Here is a 19,910-nt window from a genome sequence, read left to right as displayed (position 1 = left end):
GCGTTACGACAGCTTGCCGACGGCCTTCTCCAGGAGCTCCCAGGCCTGATCGCCATATTTGCCTTTCCATTCGGCATAGAAGCCGGCAGAGCGCAGCTTGTCGCGGAACGGTGCCACGGCCGGCTGGTTGAACGCCAGGCCCTTGCCGGCGAGCTCCTGCTGCAGGTTGGCATTGAGCTTGGCGGTATCCTCACGTTCCTTGACGGCGGCGGCATTGATGTTCTTGGCGACCACGGTGCGCACGTCCTGGGGCAGCTTTTCCCAGGCTCTGCGGTTGGCCAGGAACCAGAAGCCGTCCCACATGTGGTTGGTCAGCGAGCAGTACTTCTGCACCTCGAAGAGCTTGGCGGTCGAGATGATCGCCAGCGGGTTCTCCTGGCCCTCGACGATCTTGGTCTGCAGCGCCGAATAGACTTCGCTGAAATTGATCGAGGCCGGCGCGGCATCGAACGCCTTGAACATCGAGGTCCACAGCGGCGACACCGGCACCCGGATCTTGAAGCCCTTGAGGTCGTCAGGCCCGGTGATCGGCTTGGTCGACGACGTGGTCTGGCGGAAGCCGTTGTCCCAGATCTTGTCCATGACCTCGAGACCGGCCTTCTTGATCTCGCCGCGGACATGGGCGCCGAGATCGCCGTCCATGGCCTTCCAGACCGTTTCGTAATCCGGGAACGCGAAGCCGATGCCGTTGATGGACGCCGCCGGCACCAGGGTCGACAGGATCAGGCCCGACAGCGTGAAGAACTCGACGCCGCCGGAGCGGATCTGGCTCAGCATGTCGGTATCGGAGCCGAGCTGGTTGTTCGGGAAGATCTGCAGGTCGAACTTGCCGCCTGTCTCGGTCTTGATCGCCGCCGCCATTTCCTTGGCGCGGACGTTGAGCGGATGGGTGTCGGGCAGGTTATTGGCGTACTTGTAGGTGAACTCGGCGCTCTGGGCGCGGGCCACATGGGGCGCACCGATGCCGCCCAGGACCGCGGTCGCGGTGGAGGCCTTGAGAAGCGTGCGTCGGGAAAAGCGCGTCGAAAAGACCATGGGTCTGCTTCCTCGGAAGGTTTGTTGTTGTTCTGAGATGCAAACCTATACGGACCGTCGCCTTAAGGTCATCTGCGATCTCGCGGAAGCCTCGCTTATTGCAGCCGGACAAGGTCACCGCAATAACGGCTTTCGGCACAGGAGACCCGATTTCAAATCTGGAAAAACAACCCCATGCACAGTAGCCGACACTAGCTCAGGCGACCGTCGAGGCGCAGGCCGCAACCAGCGCTCAAGTGGAGATACGGCTGGAGGAGTATTGGCTAAATTATTGATCTGATTGTAGATAAAGATATTCCATAATATACCTTATGCGAATCGTGGATATAGATACGGACCGCTGTCTGCACGGCCTGTGAGCTGCGCCGCTAGCTCGCGCGCGAGCCCGATCCCTTCCCGGGCTCAAACCTATGCCGCTCCCGGGGCTACCTGATTGCATTGCTCCGGCGAAACTTCCGCCTGCGCGCCGCGCCCGAAAGTTCGGAGAGTGTGGGCCAGTTCATACAATTGAACGGCCGAGAGCCGCACTATTCTCAAATAGCGTTGCATAACGAAACACGTTTCGGTTGCCGGGCCCAGGCGCGAAGGCGCCTCCAGCCCGCGTGCGACCCGGGGGAGCCAGAGACATGCGTCGTGATTTGACCATCAAGACCGGCAGCATGGCCGGCACGTCCGATTTCAGGGTGATGGCTCCGATCAAGAAGGGGTTCGTGCCCTCCCTGGATGCGACCACGTACAAGACCCGAGTCAAATATGTATTGCGGGCGCTGAATAGCGGACGCGCCAATGCGTATGAATACGAGCTCGCCCGCGTGCTGTCCGATTCCGTGGACCGCGTCGGACGGATCCACTCGGTGGGCATCGCCGTGCTCGAACCCGAGGACGACTCCGTGGATGCCGTGGACTACGTGCTGCTCACCGCGACGTTCGACGGCTCCTGGGAGGCCTATGTCCGCGTCATCTGGCAGAAGGCCGCGCGGCTGCTCGATCTCATCTTCTGCAATACCGAGGGCTATGTGCTCGGTCACGAGAACACGTACGAAAACTGGGGTATCTGGCTCAAGAGCAGGCAGACTGAAGCCTATTTCCTCTATGCCACCCCCGACCTGACCGTGGACGACACACGGTTCCTGCGGATGGAGGAGCGGGTCTATCGGCGCGACTCGGGCGCCGGCGCCGATCAGATCGTCACGCGGATGAGGATTCCGTCGCCGGAAGAGATTGCGCGACGCTCGGTATTCCAGGGCGTCGATCCGACCAATGCCGGCTTCAGCAAACCGCTCACCCCCGAAGCGGCCGGCCGGCCTGCCTTTCGCCATGGCATACTTGCGCTGGCGGGGCTCTACCATCTGGCCGACTTCTATCCGCCGGGGACGCATGACGGGGTGGTTCTGCATCGGGCCGCCCACGAGCTGCTGCCGGAATTCGTCACCATGATCAACACCCCCGCCTATGCGGAAGGCGTCAAACGCGCCAGCCGGCGCTATGAAGAAGCGCTGCACTGGTTGATGACCCCGCCCGACGTGGCGCCAGTGCGACAAAAGCTGCCGCTCGCCCTGCCGCCCCAATCGCCGTTGCAGGATCGCTGCAACGTGCAGGGCGGGATTCTCTCCGCCTACCCCGCCTCGGATCACGGCTGCCTGCTGCTGTTGCAGTTCGCCAATCCGGCCGCGCTGGCGGCGTTTCTCGACGTCCTGCAGGTGACGTCCGCGGCCGACGTTCTGACACCGGGGCAGATCGTCACCAACATCGCATTCACCGTCGAGGGGCTGCGCCAGGCCGGCCTGTCAGACGATGAGGTGCGCACACTGCCGGAAGAGTTTGTGCAGGGCATGGAAAGACGCGCCGGCCTGCTCGGCGACGTGCGCTGGAATCACCCCCAGCGATGGCGCCTTCCGGCCAGCAACTGGGCGCTCGGGATCAACGCGCCCGACCTGCCCGAAGGCGCCCCCGCGCCGCGCATCAGCATGAGCTCCGTCCATGCCGTCCTTCAGCTTCGCCTGCTGACCAAAGACCCGAACAAGGACCCGCAGACGGCGGCGGACGCGAGAAAACCGTTGATGGCCGAAATGAACCGCCTGGTCGAGGTGGATCCAGGCGTCAGGCCGCTGTCGATTCAGTGGATGCAGCGGCAACGTGTTGGGTCCTCTGAGAACATGAAGGACCATTTTGGTTTCGCCGATGGCAGTTCGAACCCGGTGCTGGACGCGAGCGAGGCCGGCGAGGTCTATTCCAATCGGGTGCATCTTGGCGAGATTCTGTGCGGCTACCCCAACCTCGCCGACGAGACAGCGCCGCTCGGCGACACGACCAATCGTGCTCACGCAATGCTCCGCGACGGCAGCTTCATGGCGCTGCGCAAGCTGCGACAGGATGTCGAGCAGTTCGAGGACGTGCTGTGCCGCGCGACGCGACAGGTGACCGAGACGGCCGGACCGGACGCACCTGCCCTGACGCGCGAGATGTTGATGGCCAAGATGATGGGACGCTGGCCGACGGGCCATCCCCAGGCCGGCCAACCCCTGACCCCTACTCCGCCCCCTGACAAAGGCTACAACGACTTCAACTACGACGCCGATCCACAGGCCCAACTGTGCCCGTTTCACGCACACATACGGCGCGCCAATCCGCGCCTCTCGATCACCAAGGCGGATGCCGGCGCCAGGCCCCCACGGATCGTCAGGCGTGGCATGTCCTACGGTCCGCCCGTTGACGCGCAAGCCGCCAAATCCGCTCAGCAACCAGAACGCGGCCTGGTCTTCATGGCCTACAATGCCAGCCTCGGCGAGCAGTTCGAGGTGGTGCAGAGCTGGCTGGCCGGCGGCAACAGCTCGGCGTCGTCCTCGGGGGTAAGCGATCCTTTCCTCGGCCTCGCCGAGCCTGGCCGGCTCCGACATTTCCGTTTCGAGCATGGAGGCCAAACCATTCGCGTGGCGCTGGACGGCTCGGACCGGCTCCACGACGAACCCCGTCCGTTCGTTCGTCTGGAATGGGGAGCGTATTTCTTCGCGCCATCCAAGAAGGCGCTTGCCGACCTGCAGCAATGGGCGGCTAGCCAGGGCCACAAACCGGCGGTGACGTGGAGCGTCGATCAGGGGGAAAAGGAGATCGCGCGTCTGCGCCTGATCGAGAGCCGGCAGGGCGAAGCCGCGGCGATGGCCGCATGGAAGACGGCGCTCGAAGATCCGGATTCGGCCTCGCATTTCGTCAACGCGTCGATCTGGGCTGCGATCCGCCAGCGCCACGGCGGCGCGCTCCGCACGCCCTTCGGTGTCTTGGTCGCCGACCGCGAGATGGTCTACCAGGTCTTTGCCGATACCGACACCAAGCTGACCATCACCGGCTACCTTCCCCGCATGCTGCGGTCGTTCGGCATCCTCTATCTTGGCCGCGACGCCGGACAGCCGGACCAGGTCTATGAGCAGGAATCCGCCGCCTGCAACGCTGCGATCATGGCCGTTGACCAACCCGCCGCATTCGAGCTGGCGCGCACAGTCACACAGAAGGTGCTGGGCTTCATGGTCAAGCAGATGATTGACTATGCCGCTAGCGACGGCGAAGCGAGCTGGGAACTGACCGTCGACGTGCACGAATTGGTGGATCCGCTGCTCGCCGCCTTCTGCGAAGCGTGGTTCGGGTTGAGCGAAGACGGGGGGCATTTCCGCCGCATCGGCTATCGCTGGGATTGGAAGCCAGGCGAGCCGCCCGGTTATCCCGGCCATTTCCTCTCCCCTTCGCGCTACATCTTCCAGCCCCACCCGAACACGACGGTGGAGGCGATCGGCGCGGCACATGGCGACGCTGCGCGCCGCGCCATGGAGAGTTTCCTGACGCAGTTCGGGCCGACGAGCGGACCCGTGACGAAGGCGGTTTATAATTCGCCGCGAGGCACCGGCGACATTCCGTTCGTGGCGCGTACCATCGCCGGCGCCATGATGGGCTTCATTCCGACCGTCGACGGCAACCTGCGCAGGATATTGAACGAATGGCTGCGCGAAGGAACGCTATGGGCGTTGCGCGCTCGCTATGCCGGCACGGAAGCAAAGAACTACATGGACGCCCTCAACCGCCTGAGAGACGACTTCATCCCCGCGATGCAACTTCGCGCGGTGCCCGAACTGATCTGGCGGACAGCCGTCGTTTCGCAAACCATCGGAGGTGTCGAGGTCAGGCCGGGGGACGTCATCGTCGCCGGCGCGGTCTCCGCCACCCAGCAAAATCTCGCCGAAGGTCGTCAGGACCTCTATCACGCCTTCGGCGGCAACCGCAGGGTCGCGGGGCATCCCACGCATTCATGTCCCGGAGCAGATCCGGCATTGGCAGTGATGCTGGGTTTCTTCAGCGCATTGGTGGAGACGCCGCTACCCTTGCGGGCCGGCCCCATTCCAATGAGCCTGACGATGGACGGAAGGGTTCCCGCGCCGCCGAGTCCAGCTCTGCGCTAGAGCCGTTTGAGGACAGGCGGCGCAGCGACTAGACGGCACAAGGCTGAGCACGACCGAGTTGATCGTTGGCGTAGACGACGGGTGTGCCGATGAAGAGCCGGATCGCCTGCTCCGCATGCCAGTGCATGCCGAGCGCCTTGAGTTTCTCGGCGGCTTCCATAATGGTCTGGCGGGCCGCCTCGCCCTGCCCCTGCCCCGCGAGAAGCTCGCCGCGCAGGGCCAGGTTCAGGGCCGCATCGCGCAGCGAACCGCGCCAGCCTGCGGAGGCCTCGGCCCGCTGCAACCAGCGTTCGCTGAGGCCGAGATCCTGGCGCCGGGCTGCGAGCCTCGCCAGCGAGCGGCACGCCGCCGTCTCGCCCAGCCGCTCGCCTTCGCGCGCGCGGCGCAGGACATGGGCGGCATACCGCCGTGCCGTCTCGACGTCGCCTTCCGCCGTCGCCGCCTCGACGAGCCAGCTATATTGAACCGACGTGTAGAATTGAAAGTTGCGCCGCTCCATCCATTCCGCGGCGTTGCGCAGCTGCAGCAAGCCATCGGCGTCGGCGGTCGCCGACCAGCGGGCAAATCCCGAGGCGGCCCGGCAATCCGCCAGCAGCAGCAGACTGCGGGTGTTTTCGGCGATGCGCGCCCCTTCGACGGCAAGCTGCTCCGCCTCGCGCCAGCGGCCCTGCCAGTTCAGCGCGACCGCAATCCAGTTGCGTACGGAATTGACGACCGGATGGGTCGAGCCTTCGACCAGGGCCATGGCTTCGCGGAAACATGCGTGGGCACCGTCGAAATCGCCGCGATCCGCGAGGATGCCGCCCTTGCACGACAGCGCGTAGGTCGCTCCGAAGGATATCGCGCCATGCCGCCGGGTGCGCTGCTGCTTGGTCGAAATGGCAGCGTCGATCAGGGCGATGGCTTCGTCGTACTGACAGCTTGCGGCCAGAATTTGCCCGAGCGTTGCTTCGATCTGGGCGATCAGGCGATGATCACCGAGCTTGCGCGCCAATTCCAGTGCCGTCCGCGTGTGCGTCACAGCTTCCCGGAAACGGCCGAACCCATAGCACATGTAGCCGAGCCATTCATAGGCGCTCGCCATCGCGGCGGTCTCGCCGAGGGAGGACGCGATCGCAACCGCGCGTTCGAACACTGACGTATCGTCGGTCAGCGACAGCGGGTCGAAGATGTTGGCCATACCCAGCTTGTTGGCCAGCAAGCACCAGCGCAACGATTGCTCGCGCGAGCGATCCGGCACGCGATCCAGCGCTTGCATGGCGACCTGGTACTGCGCACTGGCACGATCGAGCGCAAATGCAGCCATGGCCTTGTCGCCGGCGCGTTCGGCATAGCGGGCTGCGCTTTCCCAATGACCTGCGCCGCGCGAATGATAGGCCAGAGCTTCCATCGCGTCCTCGCGATCAGCCTGCTCGGACCGCGCCAGCAAGGTGGCTTCGATCCGCTTGTGCAATGCCTGACGCTCGTGCAACCCAATGCTGTCGTAGACCGCGTCGCGCGTGATGCCGTGCTTGAAGCGCAGGACGTCGCCCCCTGGATCGGCATAGAGAAAGTCCGCATCGGCCAATGCCCGCACGATGGCCGGCTCGGGTTCGCTGCCGCAGGCCGAAACCAGCAACCCGTGCGGCACGGTGTTGCCGATGACGGCCGCGGCGCGGACCACCTTCGCCTCATCGGACGGCAGGCGTGCCAGGCGCGAGGCGACCAGTGTTGCGATCCAGCCCTGTTTGCTGCGCGCTTCGAATGAAGCAGGATCGTTGGCGGCGATGGAATGGCAGAGCTCTTCGATGAACAACGGCACTCCACCCGCGTAGGCGTGGATGCGGGCGACGAGGAACGGATCGGCCTGCGGCACCCAGCGGCGTACGGCAAGGTCGGTTTCCGGCCCCTGAAACGGTTCGAGGAGCAGGTGCGGCGCGCCTGAAATCCATTCGGTGCCGTCCTCGCGCGGCCGGCTGGCGAGGATGACACGAGGTCCGTTGGGCAATTCCAGCAAGGCCTGGAGCAATTGGCGGCTTGCATCGTCGGACCATTGCCAGTCGTCGATCACCAGCACCAGCGGGCCTTGCGCCGACACGCCGGTGAAGAACGCGAGGAGATCGCCGACGACGCCGTCGACAGTGATGCGGCCGCCGCGCGCATCGGCGCCGGCCGACGCCAGAGCGAGGATCGATTCTGCATGCGGGCCGAGCTGGGCCGCCCATGGCTCCAGAGCCGTGCGCGCGGTCTCCTTGGCCTCAACGATGGAAGCATCCGGGCCTATTCCGAGAGCGGAGCGCAGCATTTGCAGGAACGGTTGCAGAACCTCGGCACCGACATAACTCTCGCAGCTGCCCCGCAGCAGCCTGAAGCGCTCGGTGCCGACGTGTTCCAGCACTTCTTCCAGAAGGCGTGTCTTGCCGAGGCCGGGGCCGCCCACGATGACCGTGCAACGTTGCGCGGGCGGAGGTGCCTCGCTCAGAAAACGTGTCAGGAAGCCGAATACCTCGTTACGACCGATGAAGGGTGTCAAGCCGCGGCGCGCGGTTGCCTCGAAGCGTCGGGTCGCCGTGCTTCGTCTCAGCACCAGCCTCGCCTGCGGCATTCCGGAAATCCCTCCCGATGGGAGATGGGCACCGAGCTCGAAGAAGTTGGCGTGCGGCCCAAGGGCATCGAGGCTGGCGAGGATCTGATCCGGACCGGCGTGACGCGACAGGTGCGCCGCCGTGTTCACGACATCGCCGATCAGGTCATACCGGCCGGACTCGATGTCGCCTTGGGTCAGGAGCACGGTGCCGGCATGGATACCCGAATGCATTCGCAGCGGCATCAGCGCCGGCGACACGCCATCGTGGCGCAGCTGCCCGACCCATTGGTGAATATCGAGCGCTGCTTCCGCAGCACGACGACCGTCGTCTTCGCCCGACTGGGGATGGCCGAAAATAGCGAGGGCACCGTCTCCCTGTGTTCTGATGATGCGACCGCCGTGCTTCGCCACCGCGCGATGCCAGATCTGCCGCAATTGGCCGAGGAGCTCGGAAAGGTGCTCGGACTCGACATCTCTGCCCAGGGCCGTGGACCCCACAAGGTCAGAGAACAGCACCGTCAATCGATGACGTTCGCCTTTTGGGTCGCGGGTTTGCGTACTCATCGTCAATCGCAGCCAAATCGTTGACGAACCGCAAGAACGGTCCCCAGCTGGTGCCAGACCGGATGCAGCAAGTATGACAAAAGGCCATAGTATCTCGCCTAACCCGCAAGTGTCAAAAATCTCACGTCTCTCCCTTCCGGGACAGTCCATGCGGCCGCTTCGCCTGCACCGGCGAAGACGGAGCACCTTGAGCTGGGCGTTCCTAGGGAAGCGGCAGTCGCTCCAACTGGCTCTGCGCCTTCTTGACGGCGGCCGCATACCAGCTCTGGCTCGGGGCTTCCTTGGCGAAGCACGAAGTGAAGGCGGTCATCGCCTTGTCTTCGCGGGTCATCTCGCCGCGCGGATCCTTCTTGTCGACGGGCTTTGCCATCATCTGCTTCCAGACCTTCTCGCAGGCCGGGATCGGGGCGGTCTTCACGGCCTCCGTTGCCGCGAGGAAATAGACCTTGTCGCCCTGGATCGCGACGACGTCGACTTCGTTCGGCGGCCCCTTCAGGTCGCCATTGCCGCGCACGCCGAGCACAGCGGCTGCGACGCTCGCCCTTGCCGGCTTGGTGATCGGTAGCTCCGCATAGATCGCGAAGGCGGCGTCCTGGATCGCATAATAATAGAAGCGGTCGGATTTCAACGCTGCGCCGCTCTCCTGCGGCATGCCGTCCTCGCGATGCTCGCCCAGCCAGTGCCTGAGCAGCCCGGTCGTGGTCACCACGGCCTGCATCTTGTCGCCTTCGGAAGCGAAGCTCAGCCCGTCGAGATGGCCGAAGCCGATGTCGCTCTTGAACAGCGTATCGACGTTCGACTTGGCTTCAGTCGGCAGCCCCTTGATCGCGACCGGACCGACCAGGCCGCGCAGCACGCCGGCCAGCTCCTTCAGGGCCGCATCATGCTGCTTGTAGATCTCGTCGCTCTCCTTGGCGCTGGAGAATTTTGCGATGTAGCGGTCGCGCAGGTCGAGATAGTGCTGCTCGGGCGCGGCAGCACGGGCAGGCGCGGCCAGGACGAGCAGGCAGAGCAAGGCAAGCAATCTCATTGCAATTCCGGAAGACTGGAGAGCGATCTCCCATCTTTGTGCCGACGCCGGGTGCGAAGGTTCATCCGCTGGCAGAACGCGGGTGCCCTACTCTGCCGGCGTGAGTTGCTGCCGGTTCAGCCGCAGGGCCGCGGTCTCGCGTACGCGAACCCGGGCGCGGCGCTTGCGCCACCAGATCACGACGCCGGTGACCGAGAGCGCGGCGACCACGAGGCCCATCACCGAGATCAGGATGCGCCCGAACAATCCGACGATGCGGCCCGAATGCAGCGGAAACTGCGCCTGCACGAAGATGTCGGCGGCGGTCCCGACCCAGGGCAGTCGCTCGCCGATGGGACGGCCGTCCTCGCTGTCGTAATAGAGCTGCGCCGGGCCGACGCCGCCGGCGCCGTGATCGTCGCCGGGGTGGAAGAAGGCGGCGGCATAGACGCCATGGGCTGGGCCGTAATTGATCGACCCGACCGGGACCGTCCACCCGCGCGCCTTGCCGTCGGCCGCGGCGCGCGCGGCGATGTCGGCGAAGGTGACCTTGGGCTCGATGGGATCGTCGAGATCGCGGTACGGCCGCTGCTCATAGGGCGTCGGCGTGTAGTTCGACACCATCTTCATCAGCGGCGAGAACACCTCGAAATAGAGATTCAGCGAAAACGCCGTGAAGGCGATGATGAACAGCACACCCCACGTCCACAGGCTGAAAGCGCGATGGATGTCGAAATTGATGCGGTAGGCGCTGCCCGAGGTCTTGATGGTCCAGGCCGGCGCCCAGCGCGCCCAGAAGCCGCGCTCGAGCTGGCGCGCGACCGCGGGCGCGCGCGCCGCCTTTGCGCGCCGGCGCGAGGGCAGCGTCAGGTAGAAGCCGACGAAGCAATCGATGGTCCAGATGATGGCGATGATGCCGAGCACGCGCATGCCCCAGCGGTCGCTGCCCCAGAATTCCGGGATGTGCATCGTGTAGTGCAGCTTGTAGAGAAACGAGACGAAGTTTTCCCGCGTGACGGGCCACACCGCCCCCCAATAGCGGCGGCCAAGCTCCGCGCCGGTGTTGGGATCGAGGAAGACCTGATTGTAGTCGAGCGGGTAACGCTTGCCCGTCGCGGGATCGATCCGCGGCATGACGAAGAACCACAGCGAGTGGCCCTGCTCCGGCGTCATGAAGAGGTAGACGACGCGCGCGCGGGGATCACGCTGCTCGATCATCTTGGCGAGCTCGAGCGAGGGAATGGCCGGCCCCTTCGTCGAGACATCGAACAGATGGCTGTTCAGGACGTCGTCGATCTCGTGATCCCAGGAGATGATCGCGCCGGTGATGCCGGAGAAGAACAGGAATCCGGCCGTGAGCAGTCCCGCCCAGCGATGCAGCCTGCCGAATATCGCTCTCATCGTCTTCCACTCTCATCAGCGCGTCCGGCCCCCGGGTGCCGGACCGTCTTTGATTTCACCAGCGATAAGTCAGCTTGCCGATCGCCTTGCGTCCCTCGGCATAGAAGCAGCCCGCGAGGCTGTAGCACGCAGCGACGTAGCGCGTGTCGGCCAGGTTGGTCACGTTCAGCGACAGGCGCCAATTGTCATGGGTGTAGGCAAGCAGGGCGTCCAGCACGGTCGAGGCGCCCACCTTGAAGGTGTTGGCGTCATCGCCCCAGGTCGTGCCGACATAGCGGATGCCGCCGCCGAACTGCAGGCCAGCGAGCGGCCCGTTCTGCAGCGTATAGTCGCTCCACAGCGAAGCGCGGTTGAGCGGCACGGTGACCGGCGCCTTGCCGACGTTGACCGGATCCTGCGTGACCATGGCGTCGACATAGGCATAGGCCGCGCGCAGGTTCCAGCCATCGGCGAGCGACATCGTGCCTTCGAGCTCGATGCCGCGCGACTTCACCTGGCCGATCTGTTCGTAAAAGGTGGCTGCAGGCACGTACACAGCGAGGTTGTCACGCGTCAGGTCGAAGGCGGCGAAGGTGAACAGCGCGTTCCAGCCGATCGGCTGGTACTTGACGCCGACCTCGTACTGGACGCCCGTCTCTGGATTGAGCATCTGTCCGCCAAGCCCGGTCGCGAGCAGCGGCAGGAACGATTCCGAGTAGCTGAAATAGGGCGCGATGCCGTTGTCGAAATTGTACATCACGGCAGCGCGGCCAGTGAAGGCCGAGGCGTCCTTCGCGACCGTGGTGTTGAAGATGCCGTTGTCGACTTGCGTCGTCACGAAATCCTGGCGGCCGCCGAGCTGGAACGAGAGCCGGCCGAGCTTGATCTGATCCTGCGCGTAAATTCCCACCTGCGACTGCTTGACGCCGGTCTTGTCGCTCGGCAGGCCGTCCACGGCATAGTCGTAGCTGTACACCGGGTTGAAGACGTCGATCGTCGGAGACGAGGTCGTCACGCCATAGGCGGTGTCGCGGAAGGACGTGTTGCGGTAGTCGACGCCGACCAGCGTGGTGTGGCTGAGAATGCCGGTGGTGAACTTGCCCTGGAGCTGATTATCGACGGCGAAGGAATTGATGTAGGAGTTGCTGTAGCTGCCATAGCGCGCGAGCTGCCCTGCGGCTTCGTCGGCATAGCCGCCGCCGTAAAACACCTTTTCCTCGTTGTGCTGGTAGGCGTAGCGCAGGTTCTGCCGGAACGTGAGGTAGTCGGTAAAATCGTGCGAGAGCTGGTAGCCGATTGTTGCGATCTCGGTGTTGAACGCGTCGAAGCTCGGCACGCCCGCGAAGAACGAGACCGGGATGGTGCGGCCGTTGTTCGGCCACACCGTGCCCGAGGCCGGCAGGAACTGGAGGCCCCACCCTGCCCGATCCCTCTGGTAGTTGGCGAGCACAGTAAGGGTCGTGTCCTCGTTCGGCTTGAAGGTGACGGCGGGCGCGATGAAGACGCGATTGTCCTTGCTGAAGTCGACCTGGGTTTCGCCGTCGCGCACGACGCCGGTCAGGCGCCACAGCACGGTGCCTTCCTTGTTGGCGGGGCCGCCCATGTCGAACTGGCCCTGATAGCGGTTGAAGCTGCCGCCGGAGATCGAGACCTCGCCGAACTGCTGCGCGGTCGGCAGCTTGGTCACGTAATTGAGGATGCCGCCGGTGCCGCTGCCGCCATACATCGCGGAGGACGGGCCCTTGAGCACCTCGATTCGCTCGGCCCCATAGGGATCGAGGCCGTTGAAATGCACGTAATTGCTGGAGGGAATCCGCAAGCCGTCGACGTAGAGGCCCGGCATGGTCATGTCGAAGCCGCGGATCTGGAGGCCGCCGAACCGAGTGTCCGAGCCGCCATTGACGTCGCCGCTGACGCCGGCGGTGTAGCGCAGGGCCTCGCCGATCGAGACCGCGCCCTGGTTCCTGACCTGGTCGGTGGTGATGACGGATACCGACTGCGGCGTTTCGATCAGGGGCGTGTCGGTCTTGGTGGCGGTACCGCTGCGCGTGGCGACAAAACCGCGTACCGGACCATTGGCGCGTTCGCCTGTGGCGCCATTCGATGACGCCGACTGCGTTGGCGCAGCCTGCTGCGCCGGGCCGCGACGATTGGCGCGTGCGGTTCGCGCCGCCGCCGCCCGTCGCGAGGACGCAATGGCCGCAGGACGGGCGCGCTGCGCCGGGGCTTCGACGGTGACCGCAGGAATTTGCGTCTGCGCCTCCACGGTAGCGAAGGGACTGACGAGAGAGAATGTGCTGACCGCCCCGAGGAAAAGCACCTGAATCTGTCGACGACGCGTGTCGCCACGCGAAGAAAATTGAAAGTCGCTCACGTCTTTCGAGGCCCCACGCACTGCCGGCTTCGCCGGTACCGTTTTTGATGCCCCGCCCTAGCTCAGCCGGTTTTCGAGTGCGATAGGAACCGCGTTAGAATTTCTCCAGACGTGTGCGCCGCACCTGCGGCGAATGCGCTCAGGCGTGCTTCGCAGTTTGGAATGTTTCCAGGCAGAAGCAGAATCGCCCTGTCTGAAACATCGGGAAATGTTTCAGTGATGCCGCAGCCGGCGATTGACCCGGCGCGCCAGGTAATCGCCCGCGCTCTGGACGATCTGCACCAGGGCGATCAGCACGACCACGACGGCCAGCATCATCTCCGGCATGAAGCGCTGATAGCCGTAGCGGATACCGAGATCGCCAAGGCCCCCGCCGCCCACCGCGCCGACCATCGCGGAGTAGCCGAGCAGGCTAACGACGGCGAGCGTCAGCGCCAGCAGCAGTCCCGGCAGCGCCTCCGGGATCAGCACCTTGAACACGATCTGAAGCGGCGAAGCGCCGAACGAGGACGCGGTCTCGATCAGGCCGCCGTCGACCTCGCGGATCGCAGCCTCGACGAGGCGCGCGATGAACGGCGTCGAGGCGATGGTCAGCGGCACGATCGCCGCCGTCGAGCCGATCGAGGTGCCGGCCACGAGGCGCGTGAACGGGATGATGGCGACGACCAGGATGATGAAGGGCGTCGAGCGCGTCGCATTGACGACGATGCCGAGCACGCGATTGACGATGGGCGCCGCGAACAGCTCGCCTTTGCGGCTGGTGGCCAGGAACACGCCGAGCGGCAGGCCGAAGGCGGTGCCGAGCAGCGCCGCGATGCCGACCATGTACAGGCTTTCGCCGGTGGCCTGGATGATCAGGTTGATGAGTTCAGGCGACATAGCCGAGACGCTCCGCCGAGAATTGATATTGAGAGAGCCAGGCGAGCGTCCGCGTCACCGCGTCCTCGCCGCCGGGGATTCCGAGCGTGAGCGAGCCCACATGCTGGCCGCCGATCTCGTCGATGCGCGCCGACAGCAGCGCGACGTCGAGCCCGAGCTCGCGCGCGAGCCGGGCCACCACGGTGTCGCCGGCCCCTGCCCCGCGCACCTGGACCCGGATCACGGCCTGCCCGCCGGCAGGCCGCTCCGAAACGATCCGGCTCGCCAGCGACACCGGCAGGCTGTCGCCGATCACCTCGGCCAGGAAGGACTGCGTGATCGGATGTTTGGGATGGGTGAAGATGTCGGCGACGTGGCCGCTCTCGACGACGCGGCCGGCGTCTAACACCACCACCTCCTTGGCGAGCTGGCGCACCACGGACATCTCATGCGTGATCAGCACGATGGTCACCCCGAGCTCGCGGTTGATGCTCGCAAGCAGATCGAGGATCGCCCGCGTGGTCTGCGGATCGAGCGCCGAGGTGGCTTCATCCGACAACAGCACGCTCGGCCGCGTCGCCAGCGCGCGGGCGATGCCGACGCGCTGCTTCTGGCCGCCGGAGAGTTCTGAAGGATAGCGATCGTGCTTGTCGGCGATACCGACCAGTGCGAGCAGCTCGGCGACGCGGGCCTTGATGTCGGCCTTGGCCCAGCCGGCGATCTCCAGCGGCAGCGCGATGTTGTCGGCCGCGGTGCGCGAGGACAGCAGATTGAAGTGCTGGAAGATCATGCCGATCGAACGCTGCGCCAGCCGCAGCTCGCGGCCGGCGAGCGCCGAGATATCGCTGTTGTCCACGATCACGCGGCCCGTGGTCGGCTTCTCCAGCCCGTTGATGAGCCGGACCAGGCTCGATTTGCCGGCGCCGGAGCGGCCGATCACGCCGGTGATGGAACCGCGCGGAATGGCGAAGTCGATGTCTTGCAGCGCGATGACGCCGGGCTTGCCGCGATAGGCCGGATAGGTCTTCGAGATACCGGCGAAACGGACCATCGCGTCGGGCTCCGCCGGCGCGGGTGAAATCGCTTCAAGCGTTTCGATCGGTCGTCCGATCGCGAGCGATTGGTGGGCATTCATGGAGGCAGCCTTCATGCACAATAGTTCGCGTTTCCCGCGTGCGCGCACCGGAACCAAGTTGATGGGGGGAGACAGCGGTGAGGATCCGGAACGAACGCGCTGCACCGCAGCACGCACCATCGCCTTTTCCAGTCTTTCTTGCAATTTCAGATATTTGGCAGGAGTTGGACGAAGATTTCCCAATCTCTCCCGCGAGCAGAATATTCCTCCGCCAACCGGGATCAGCCTCCAGACAGGCTCAGTAGATCCTCCGCCAGGGCAGCACGATCAGCAGGGGTCCCGCGAAATAGAGCACTCCGGAGATCGGTCCGAAGGCCCCGGAACTGCCCCTTCCGGATATAGCCGCTCCCGAAATACATCGGCGCAGGTCCGGTGGCGTAACGAGATCACGCCCATGAGGCCGAGCGAATACATGCAGAGCATGGTTGCCGGCGGCAATATCAGCGCACAACAGCGTCACGAACAGGTGGCGGATTTGCGCTGCAACGAACGCTCGACAGAAACGGACCCTTGCGCCTATCTTCCGCCGCATGAGCCACGATCACGACGACCATCATCACCACGATCACGATCATTCCGAGCTGTCCGAGACCGAGCTGCGCGTGCGTGCGCTCGAGACGATCCTGACCGAAAAGGGCTATGTCGAGCCGGCTGCGCTCGATGCCATCATCCAGGCCTATGAGACCAAGATCGGCCCGCACAACGGCGCGCGCGTCGTTGCCAAGGCCTGGACCGATCCGGCGTTCAAGAAGGCGCTGCTGGAGGATGGCTCCAAGGCCATCGGTACGCTCGGCCATGTCAGCCGCGTCGGCGATCATCTCGTCGTGGTCGAGAACACGCCGCAGCGGCACAACATGGTCGTGTGCACGCTGTGCTCCTGCTACCCCTGGGAAATGCTGGGGCTGCCGCCGGTCTGGTACAAGGCCGCGCCCTACCGCTCGCGTGCGGTGAAGGATCCGCGCGGCGTGCTCGCCGATTTCGGGGTCGCGGTGCCGAAGGACACGGAGATCCGGGTATGGGATTCCACCGCCGAGACGCGCTTCCTGGTGCTGCCGATGCGCCCCGCCGGCACGGAAGGCTGGAGCGAGGAGCAGCTCGCCGAGCTCGTCACGCGCGACTCCATGATCGGCACTGGTTTTCCCAAGTCGCCGGGAGCCCCGTCGTGAACGGCGTGCACGACATGGGCGGCATGGACGGGTTCGGCAAGGTCGAGCCCGAGCCGAACGAGCCGATGTTTCACGAGGAGTGGGAGTCGCGGGTGCTGGCCATGGTGCGCGCGATGGGCGCGGCCGGTGCCTTCAACATCGACACCTCGCGCTTCTATCGCGAGACCTTGCCGCCGCACGTCTATCTCTCGAGCTCCTATTACAAGAAATGGTTTCTCGGGCTCGAGGAGATGCTGATCGACAAGGGCTATCTCACCCGCGAGGAGGTCGCTGCCGGCCATGCGATGCAGCCCGCAAAGGCGCTCAAGCACGGCACGTTCGACCGCGCCAATGTCGAGCGCGTGATGGTGCGCGGCAAGTTCGGCCGCCCTGCCCCGGCTCCGGCGAAATTCAAGATCGGCGATCGCGTGCGGGCGAAGAACATCCATCCTGCCACTCACACGCGGCTGCCGCGCTATGTGCGCGGCCATGTCGGCGTGGTCGAGCTCAACCACGGCTGCCACGTGTTTCCGGATAGTGCGGCGATGGAGCGCGGCGAGAACCCGCAATGGCTCTACACCGTCGTGTTCGAGGGCCGCGATCTCTGGGGCGAGGACGGCGATCCCACGCTGAAGGTCTCGATCGACGCGTTCGAGCCCTATCTGGACCCGGCGTGATGAGCGGCGCACTTGCGGCCGCGGCGACGGCGGCGATTCCGAGCATTCCGCGCGACGATGACGGCCCGGTGTTCCGCGCGCCCTGGGAAGCGCATGCGTTTGCGATGGCCTTGAGCCTGCACGAGCGCGGCGTGTTCACCTGGCCGGAATGGGCCGCAGCCTTGGCCTCCGAGATCCAGCGCGCCCAGGCCGCGGGCGACCCCGACACCGGCGAGACCTATTATCTGCACTGGCTCGCCACGCTGGAGGGCCTCGTCGCGCGCAAGGGCGTCGCCTCGATGGAAACGCTGCACCGCTATCGCGACGCCTGGGACCACGCCGCAGATCGCACGCCACACGGCAAGCCGATCGAGCTGCGGGACGAGGATTTTGGCTAGCTGTCACTGAGTTCGTCATTGCGAGCGGCTTGTCCGCCGAAGCTCAAAGAGCGAAGGCGGAAGCGAAGCAATCCAGAATCCCTCCGCGGCGGCAGTCTGGATTGCTTCGTCGCAAGAGCTCCTCGCAATGACGGCGGAGCGACCCCTACCGCCCTGCCACGTACTCGTTCCACCCCTTCGCCCGCAAACTGCACGCCGGGCATTCCCCGCACCCGTATCCCCACTCATGCAGGGCGCCGCGTTCGCCGAGATAGCAGGTGTGCGACTGCTCGCGGATCAAATCGACCAGCCCCTCGCCGTCGAGGTCATGCGCCAGCTTCCAGGTCGCGGCCTTGTCGATCCACATCAACGGCGTATGCAGCTCGAACGGCTTGGCCATGCCGAGCGAGAGCGCAGACTGCATGGCACGGATGGTCTCGTCGCGGCAATCGGGATAGCCGGAATAGTCGGTCTCGCACATGCCGCCGACAATGTGGCTGATGCCACGCCGGTAGGCCAGCGCCGCAGCGAAGGTCAGGAACACGAGGTTGCGGCCGGGCACGAAGGTGTTGGGCAGGCCGTCCGCGCCCATCGCGATCGCGACGTCGCGGGTCAGCGCGGTCTCGGAGACGGCCGCAAGCGTCGGGATCGACAGGGTGTGGCTCTCGCCCAGCCTTGCGGCCCAATCCGCGCGCAGCGCCTTGATGCCGTCGAGCAGGCGGTCGCGGCAGGCAAGCTCGATGGCGTGGCGCTGGCCGTAATCGAAGCCGAGCGTCTCCACCCGCGCAAAGCGGTTTAGCGCCCAGGCAAGACAGGTGGTAGAGTCCTGACCGCCGGAGAACAGCACAAGCGCAGTTTCTGATCGAAGTTCGTCTTTCATGGGCTTCACCTAGTCCACTTCGTTGCCTGCTTCAATGCATCACGGGCTGCTCATCGGCATATGCGACCGAGCCATTCCAATTGCCGTCGCATGCTCGCTCCGGTAGTATCGAGATGTTGCCATACGACAATCCGGGCGGATCCGAGATGGGCTATTTTGAACGTCTGGCCAGCAGCAGTTTCAAGACCACGGAAGATGGACGCCGATTGTTCTTTCCATGGGGCGTGCTTGGCCGCGGCTACGTCCTTGCCTCGGAGGACGATTATCGACTCCTCCGTACGCAGGTAAAGGCCTACACGGTGATTACTTTCGCGTGCATGCTCGTGTCCAGCTTGTTTCAGGCCTACGCCTTTGTGGCCGCGGTAGTAATCGTCCTGATTGGATGGTACCTGGCCTGGATGTGGTTCTTGCTGCGCCGACTAGATGTTACCGATGAACGATTGTCCTTTCGGGAAAACCTCAAGGCGCTCAAGCCGACAGGCCCCTGGACCGTACCAGACCCAGCGGTCACGGGTTCGAGAAAGGCCTCCGATTAGGCCGTGCCATCGGTGGAAATCAACACGGTCGCACCGCGTTCCACTGGGATCACATCGCTGATTGCGGCATAAGACCCGGACCTTTGACATCCCGGTGCCCGCAATGACCCCTTCCCGCGACATTTCCCGCCTGATCGACATCATGGCGGCGCTGCGCACGCCGGTGACCGGCTGCCCCTGGGACCTCGTGCAGGATTTTTCGACGATCGCGCCCTACACGATCGAGGAGGCCTATGAGGTCGTCGACGCCATCACCCGCGGCGATCTCGACGATTTGCGCGAAGAGCTCGGCGATCTCTTGCTCCAGGTGGTGTTCCACGCCCAGATGGCGTCGGAGCAGAACGCGTTCGATTTTGGCGACGTGGTCGAGGCCATCACCCGCAAGATGATCCGCCGTCATCCCCACGTCTTCGCCGACAAGGACGGCAATCTCGCCCCGCACCACGTCAAGGAGGTCTGGGACCGCATCAAGGCCGAGGAGAAGGCCGAGCGCGCCGCACGCCGGCCACCGGAGGAGGCGCCGACGCACAAGTCACTGCTTACCGGCGTGAAGGCCGGCCAGCCGGCGCTGACGCGCGCCATGGAGCTGCAGCGCAAGGCCTCCACCGTCGGCTTCGACTGGAACGACCCGCGCGCGGTCTTGCAAAAGATCCGCGAGGAAGCTGATGAGATCGAGGCCGCGCTCGACCGCAACGACAGCGCGGGCCTGACCGAAGAGACCGGCGACCTGATGTTCGCCCTCGTCAATCTCGCCCGCCACGTCGATGCCGATCCGGAAGCAGCACTGCGCGCGACCAACGCAAAATTCGAGCGGCGCTTTGCCTATATCGAGCGGGCGCTGGAAGCGCAGGGCCGGACGCTGGAGCAGGCCTCGCTGGCGGAGATGGATGCGCTGTGGAATTCGGCGAAGAGTGATGAAAATCCGACGTCAGAAGGACGCAAGGAAGTCC

General features: G+C 64.8%; 14 protein-coding genes and 1 pseudogene. 6 read left to right on the top strand and 9 right to left on the bottom strand.

Features of this window, described 5'->3' with window-relative positions:
• Nucleotides 1-3: 3 nt before the first annotated feature.
• A complete protein-coding gene (locus XI05_RS02085; RefSeq protein ID WP_271498334.1) occupies nucleotides 4-1,035 on the bottom strand; it encodes a TRAP transporter substrate-binding protein in 1,032 nt (343 codons plus the stop codon).
• 626 nt (nucleotides 1,036-1,661) lie between these two features.
• On the opposite strand from XI05_RS02085, the gene XI05_RS02080 reads away from it, so the two are divergent.
• Nucleotides 1,662-5,480, top strand: coding sequence for a Dyp-type peroxidase domain-containing protein (locus XI05_RS02080; protein WP_271498333.1), 3,819 nt, complete (start codon nucleotides 1,662-1,664; stop codon nucleotides 5,478-5,480).
• 28 nt (nucleotides 5,481-5,508) lie between these two features.
• Here XI05_RS02080 and XI05_RS02075 read toward each other — a convergent pair whose 3' ends face one another.
• From XI05_RS02075 to XI05_RS02045, 7 genes and pseudogenes are all read right to left on the bottom strand, one after another.
• Complete coding sequence (locus XI05_RS02075; protein WP_271498332.1) at nucleotides 5,509-8,610, bottom strand: ATP-binding protein; 3,102 nt, start codon at nucleotides 8,608-8,610, stop codon at nucleotides 5,509-5,511.
• A gap of 202 nt (nucleotides 8,611-8,812) precedes the next feature.
• A complete protein-coding gene (locus tag XI05_RS02070) occupies nucleotides 8,813-9,640 on the bottom strand; it encodes a hypothetical protein (protein ID WP_271498331.1) in 828 nt (275 codons plus the stop codon).
• An 87-nt stretch (nucleotides 9,641-9,727) separates the two neighbouring features.
• Nucleotides 9,728-11,020, bottom strand: coding sequence for a siderophore utilization protein FsrB (gene fsrB / locus XI05_RS02065; RefSeq protein WP_271498330.1), 1,293 nt, complete (start codon nucleotides 11,018-11,020; stop codon nucleotides 9,728-9,730).
• 55 nt (nucleotides 11,021-11,075) lie between these two features.
• Nucleotides 11,076-13,394 (bottom strand): TonB-dependent siderophore receptor, encoded by a 2,319-nt coding sequence (locus XI05_RS02060; RefSeq protein ID WP_271498329.1) that lies wholly within the window; start codon nucleotides 13,392-13,394, stop codon nucleotides 11,076-11,078.
• A 192-nt stretch (nucleotides 13,395-13,586) separates the two neighbouring features.
• Nucleotides 13,587-14,252, bottom strand: coding sequence for a methionine ABC transporter permease (locus tag XI05_RS02055; RefSeq protein WP_271498328.1), 666 nt, complete (start codon nucleotides 14,250-14,252; stop codon nucleotides 13,587-13,589).
• Nucleotides 14,242-15,381, bottom strand: coding sequence for a methionine ABC transporter ATP-binding protein (locus tag XI05_RS02050; RefSeq protein ID WP_271498327.1), 1,140 nt, complete (start codon nucleotides 15,379-15,381; stop codon nucleotides 14,242-14,244). The genes XI05_RS02055 and XI05_RS02050 overlap by 11 nt, the downstream gene beginning before the upstream one ends.
• A gap of 223 nt (nucleotides 15,382-15,604) precedes the next feature.
• Nucleotides 15,605-15,804, bottom strand: a pseudogene (locus XI05_RS02045) (anion permease); the annotation flags it as partial.
• Nucleotides 15,805-15,896: 92 nt separating this feature from the next.
• Between XI05_RS02045 and nthA the strand changes: the two are divergent.
• Genes nthA through XI05_RS02030 form a run of 3 tightly spaced genes read left to right on the top strand, consistent with a single transcriptional unit; the run spans nucleotide 15,897 to nucleotide 17,565 of the window.
• Entirely contained in the window at nucleotides 15,897-16,532 is a 636-nt protein-coding gene (gene nthA / locus XI05_RS02040) for a nitrile hydratase subunit alpha (RefSeq protein WP_271498326.1), read from the top strand.
• Nucleotides 16,529-17,188, top strand: a complete 660-nt coding sequence (gene nthB / locus XI05_RS02035) for a nitrile hydratase subunit beta (protein ID WP_271498325.1) — start codon at nucleotides 16,529-16,531, stop codon at nucleotides 17,186-17,188. The genes nthA and nthB overlap by 4 nt, the downstream gene beginning before the upstream one ends.
• A complete protein-coding gene (locus XI05_RS02030; protein ID WP_271498324.1) occupies nucleotides 17,188-17,565 on the top strand; it encodes a nitrile hydratase accessory protein in 378 nt (125 codons plus the stop codon). The genes nthB and XI05_RS02030 overlap by 1 nt, the downstream gene beginning before the upstream one ends.
• A 145-nt stretch (nucleotides 17,566-17,710) precedes the next feature.
• Here XI05_RS02030 and queC read toward each other — a convergent pair whose 3' ends face one another.
• Nucleotides 17,711-18,424, bottom strand: coding sequence for a 7-cyano-7-deazaguanine synthase QueC (queC, locus tag XI05_RS02025; protein ID WP_271498323.1), 714 nt, complete (start codon nucleotides 18,422-18,424; stop codon nucleotides 17,711-17,713).
• A 146-nt stretch (nucleotides 18,425-18,570) separates the two neighbouring features.
• Here queC and XI05_RS02020 point away from each other — a divergent pair, with 146 nt between their 5' ends.
• The gene (locus XI05_RS02020; RefSeq protein ID WP_271498322.1) at nucleotides 18,571-18,960 is read left to right on the top strand and encodes a hypothetical protein; all 390 of its coding nucleotides are present in this window, start codon (nucleotides 18,571-18,573) and stop codon (nucleotides 18,958-18,960) included.
• A 103-nt stretch (nucleotides 18,961-19,063) separates the two neighbouring features.
• Nucleotides 19,064-19,910 (top strand): nucleoside triphosphate pyrophosphohydrolase (gene mazG, locus XI05_RS02015; protein ID WP_271498321.1); only part of this gene is annotated, 847 nt, incomplete at its 3' end.

The organism is Bradyrhizobium sp. CCBAU 11357, assembly GCF_028128865.1.
Taxonomy (GTDB): Bacteria; Pseudomonadota; Alphaproteobacteria; order Rhizobiales; family Xanthobacteraceae; genus Bradyrhizobium.
This window is presented reverse-complemented; position numbering and strand designations above follow the sequence as displayed.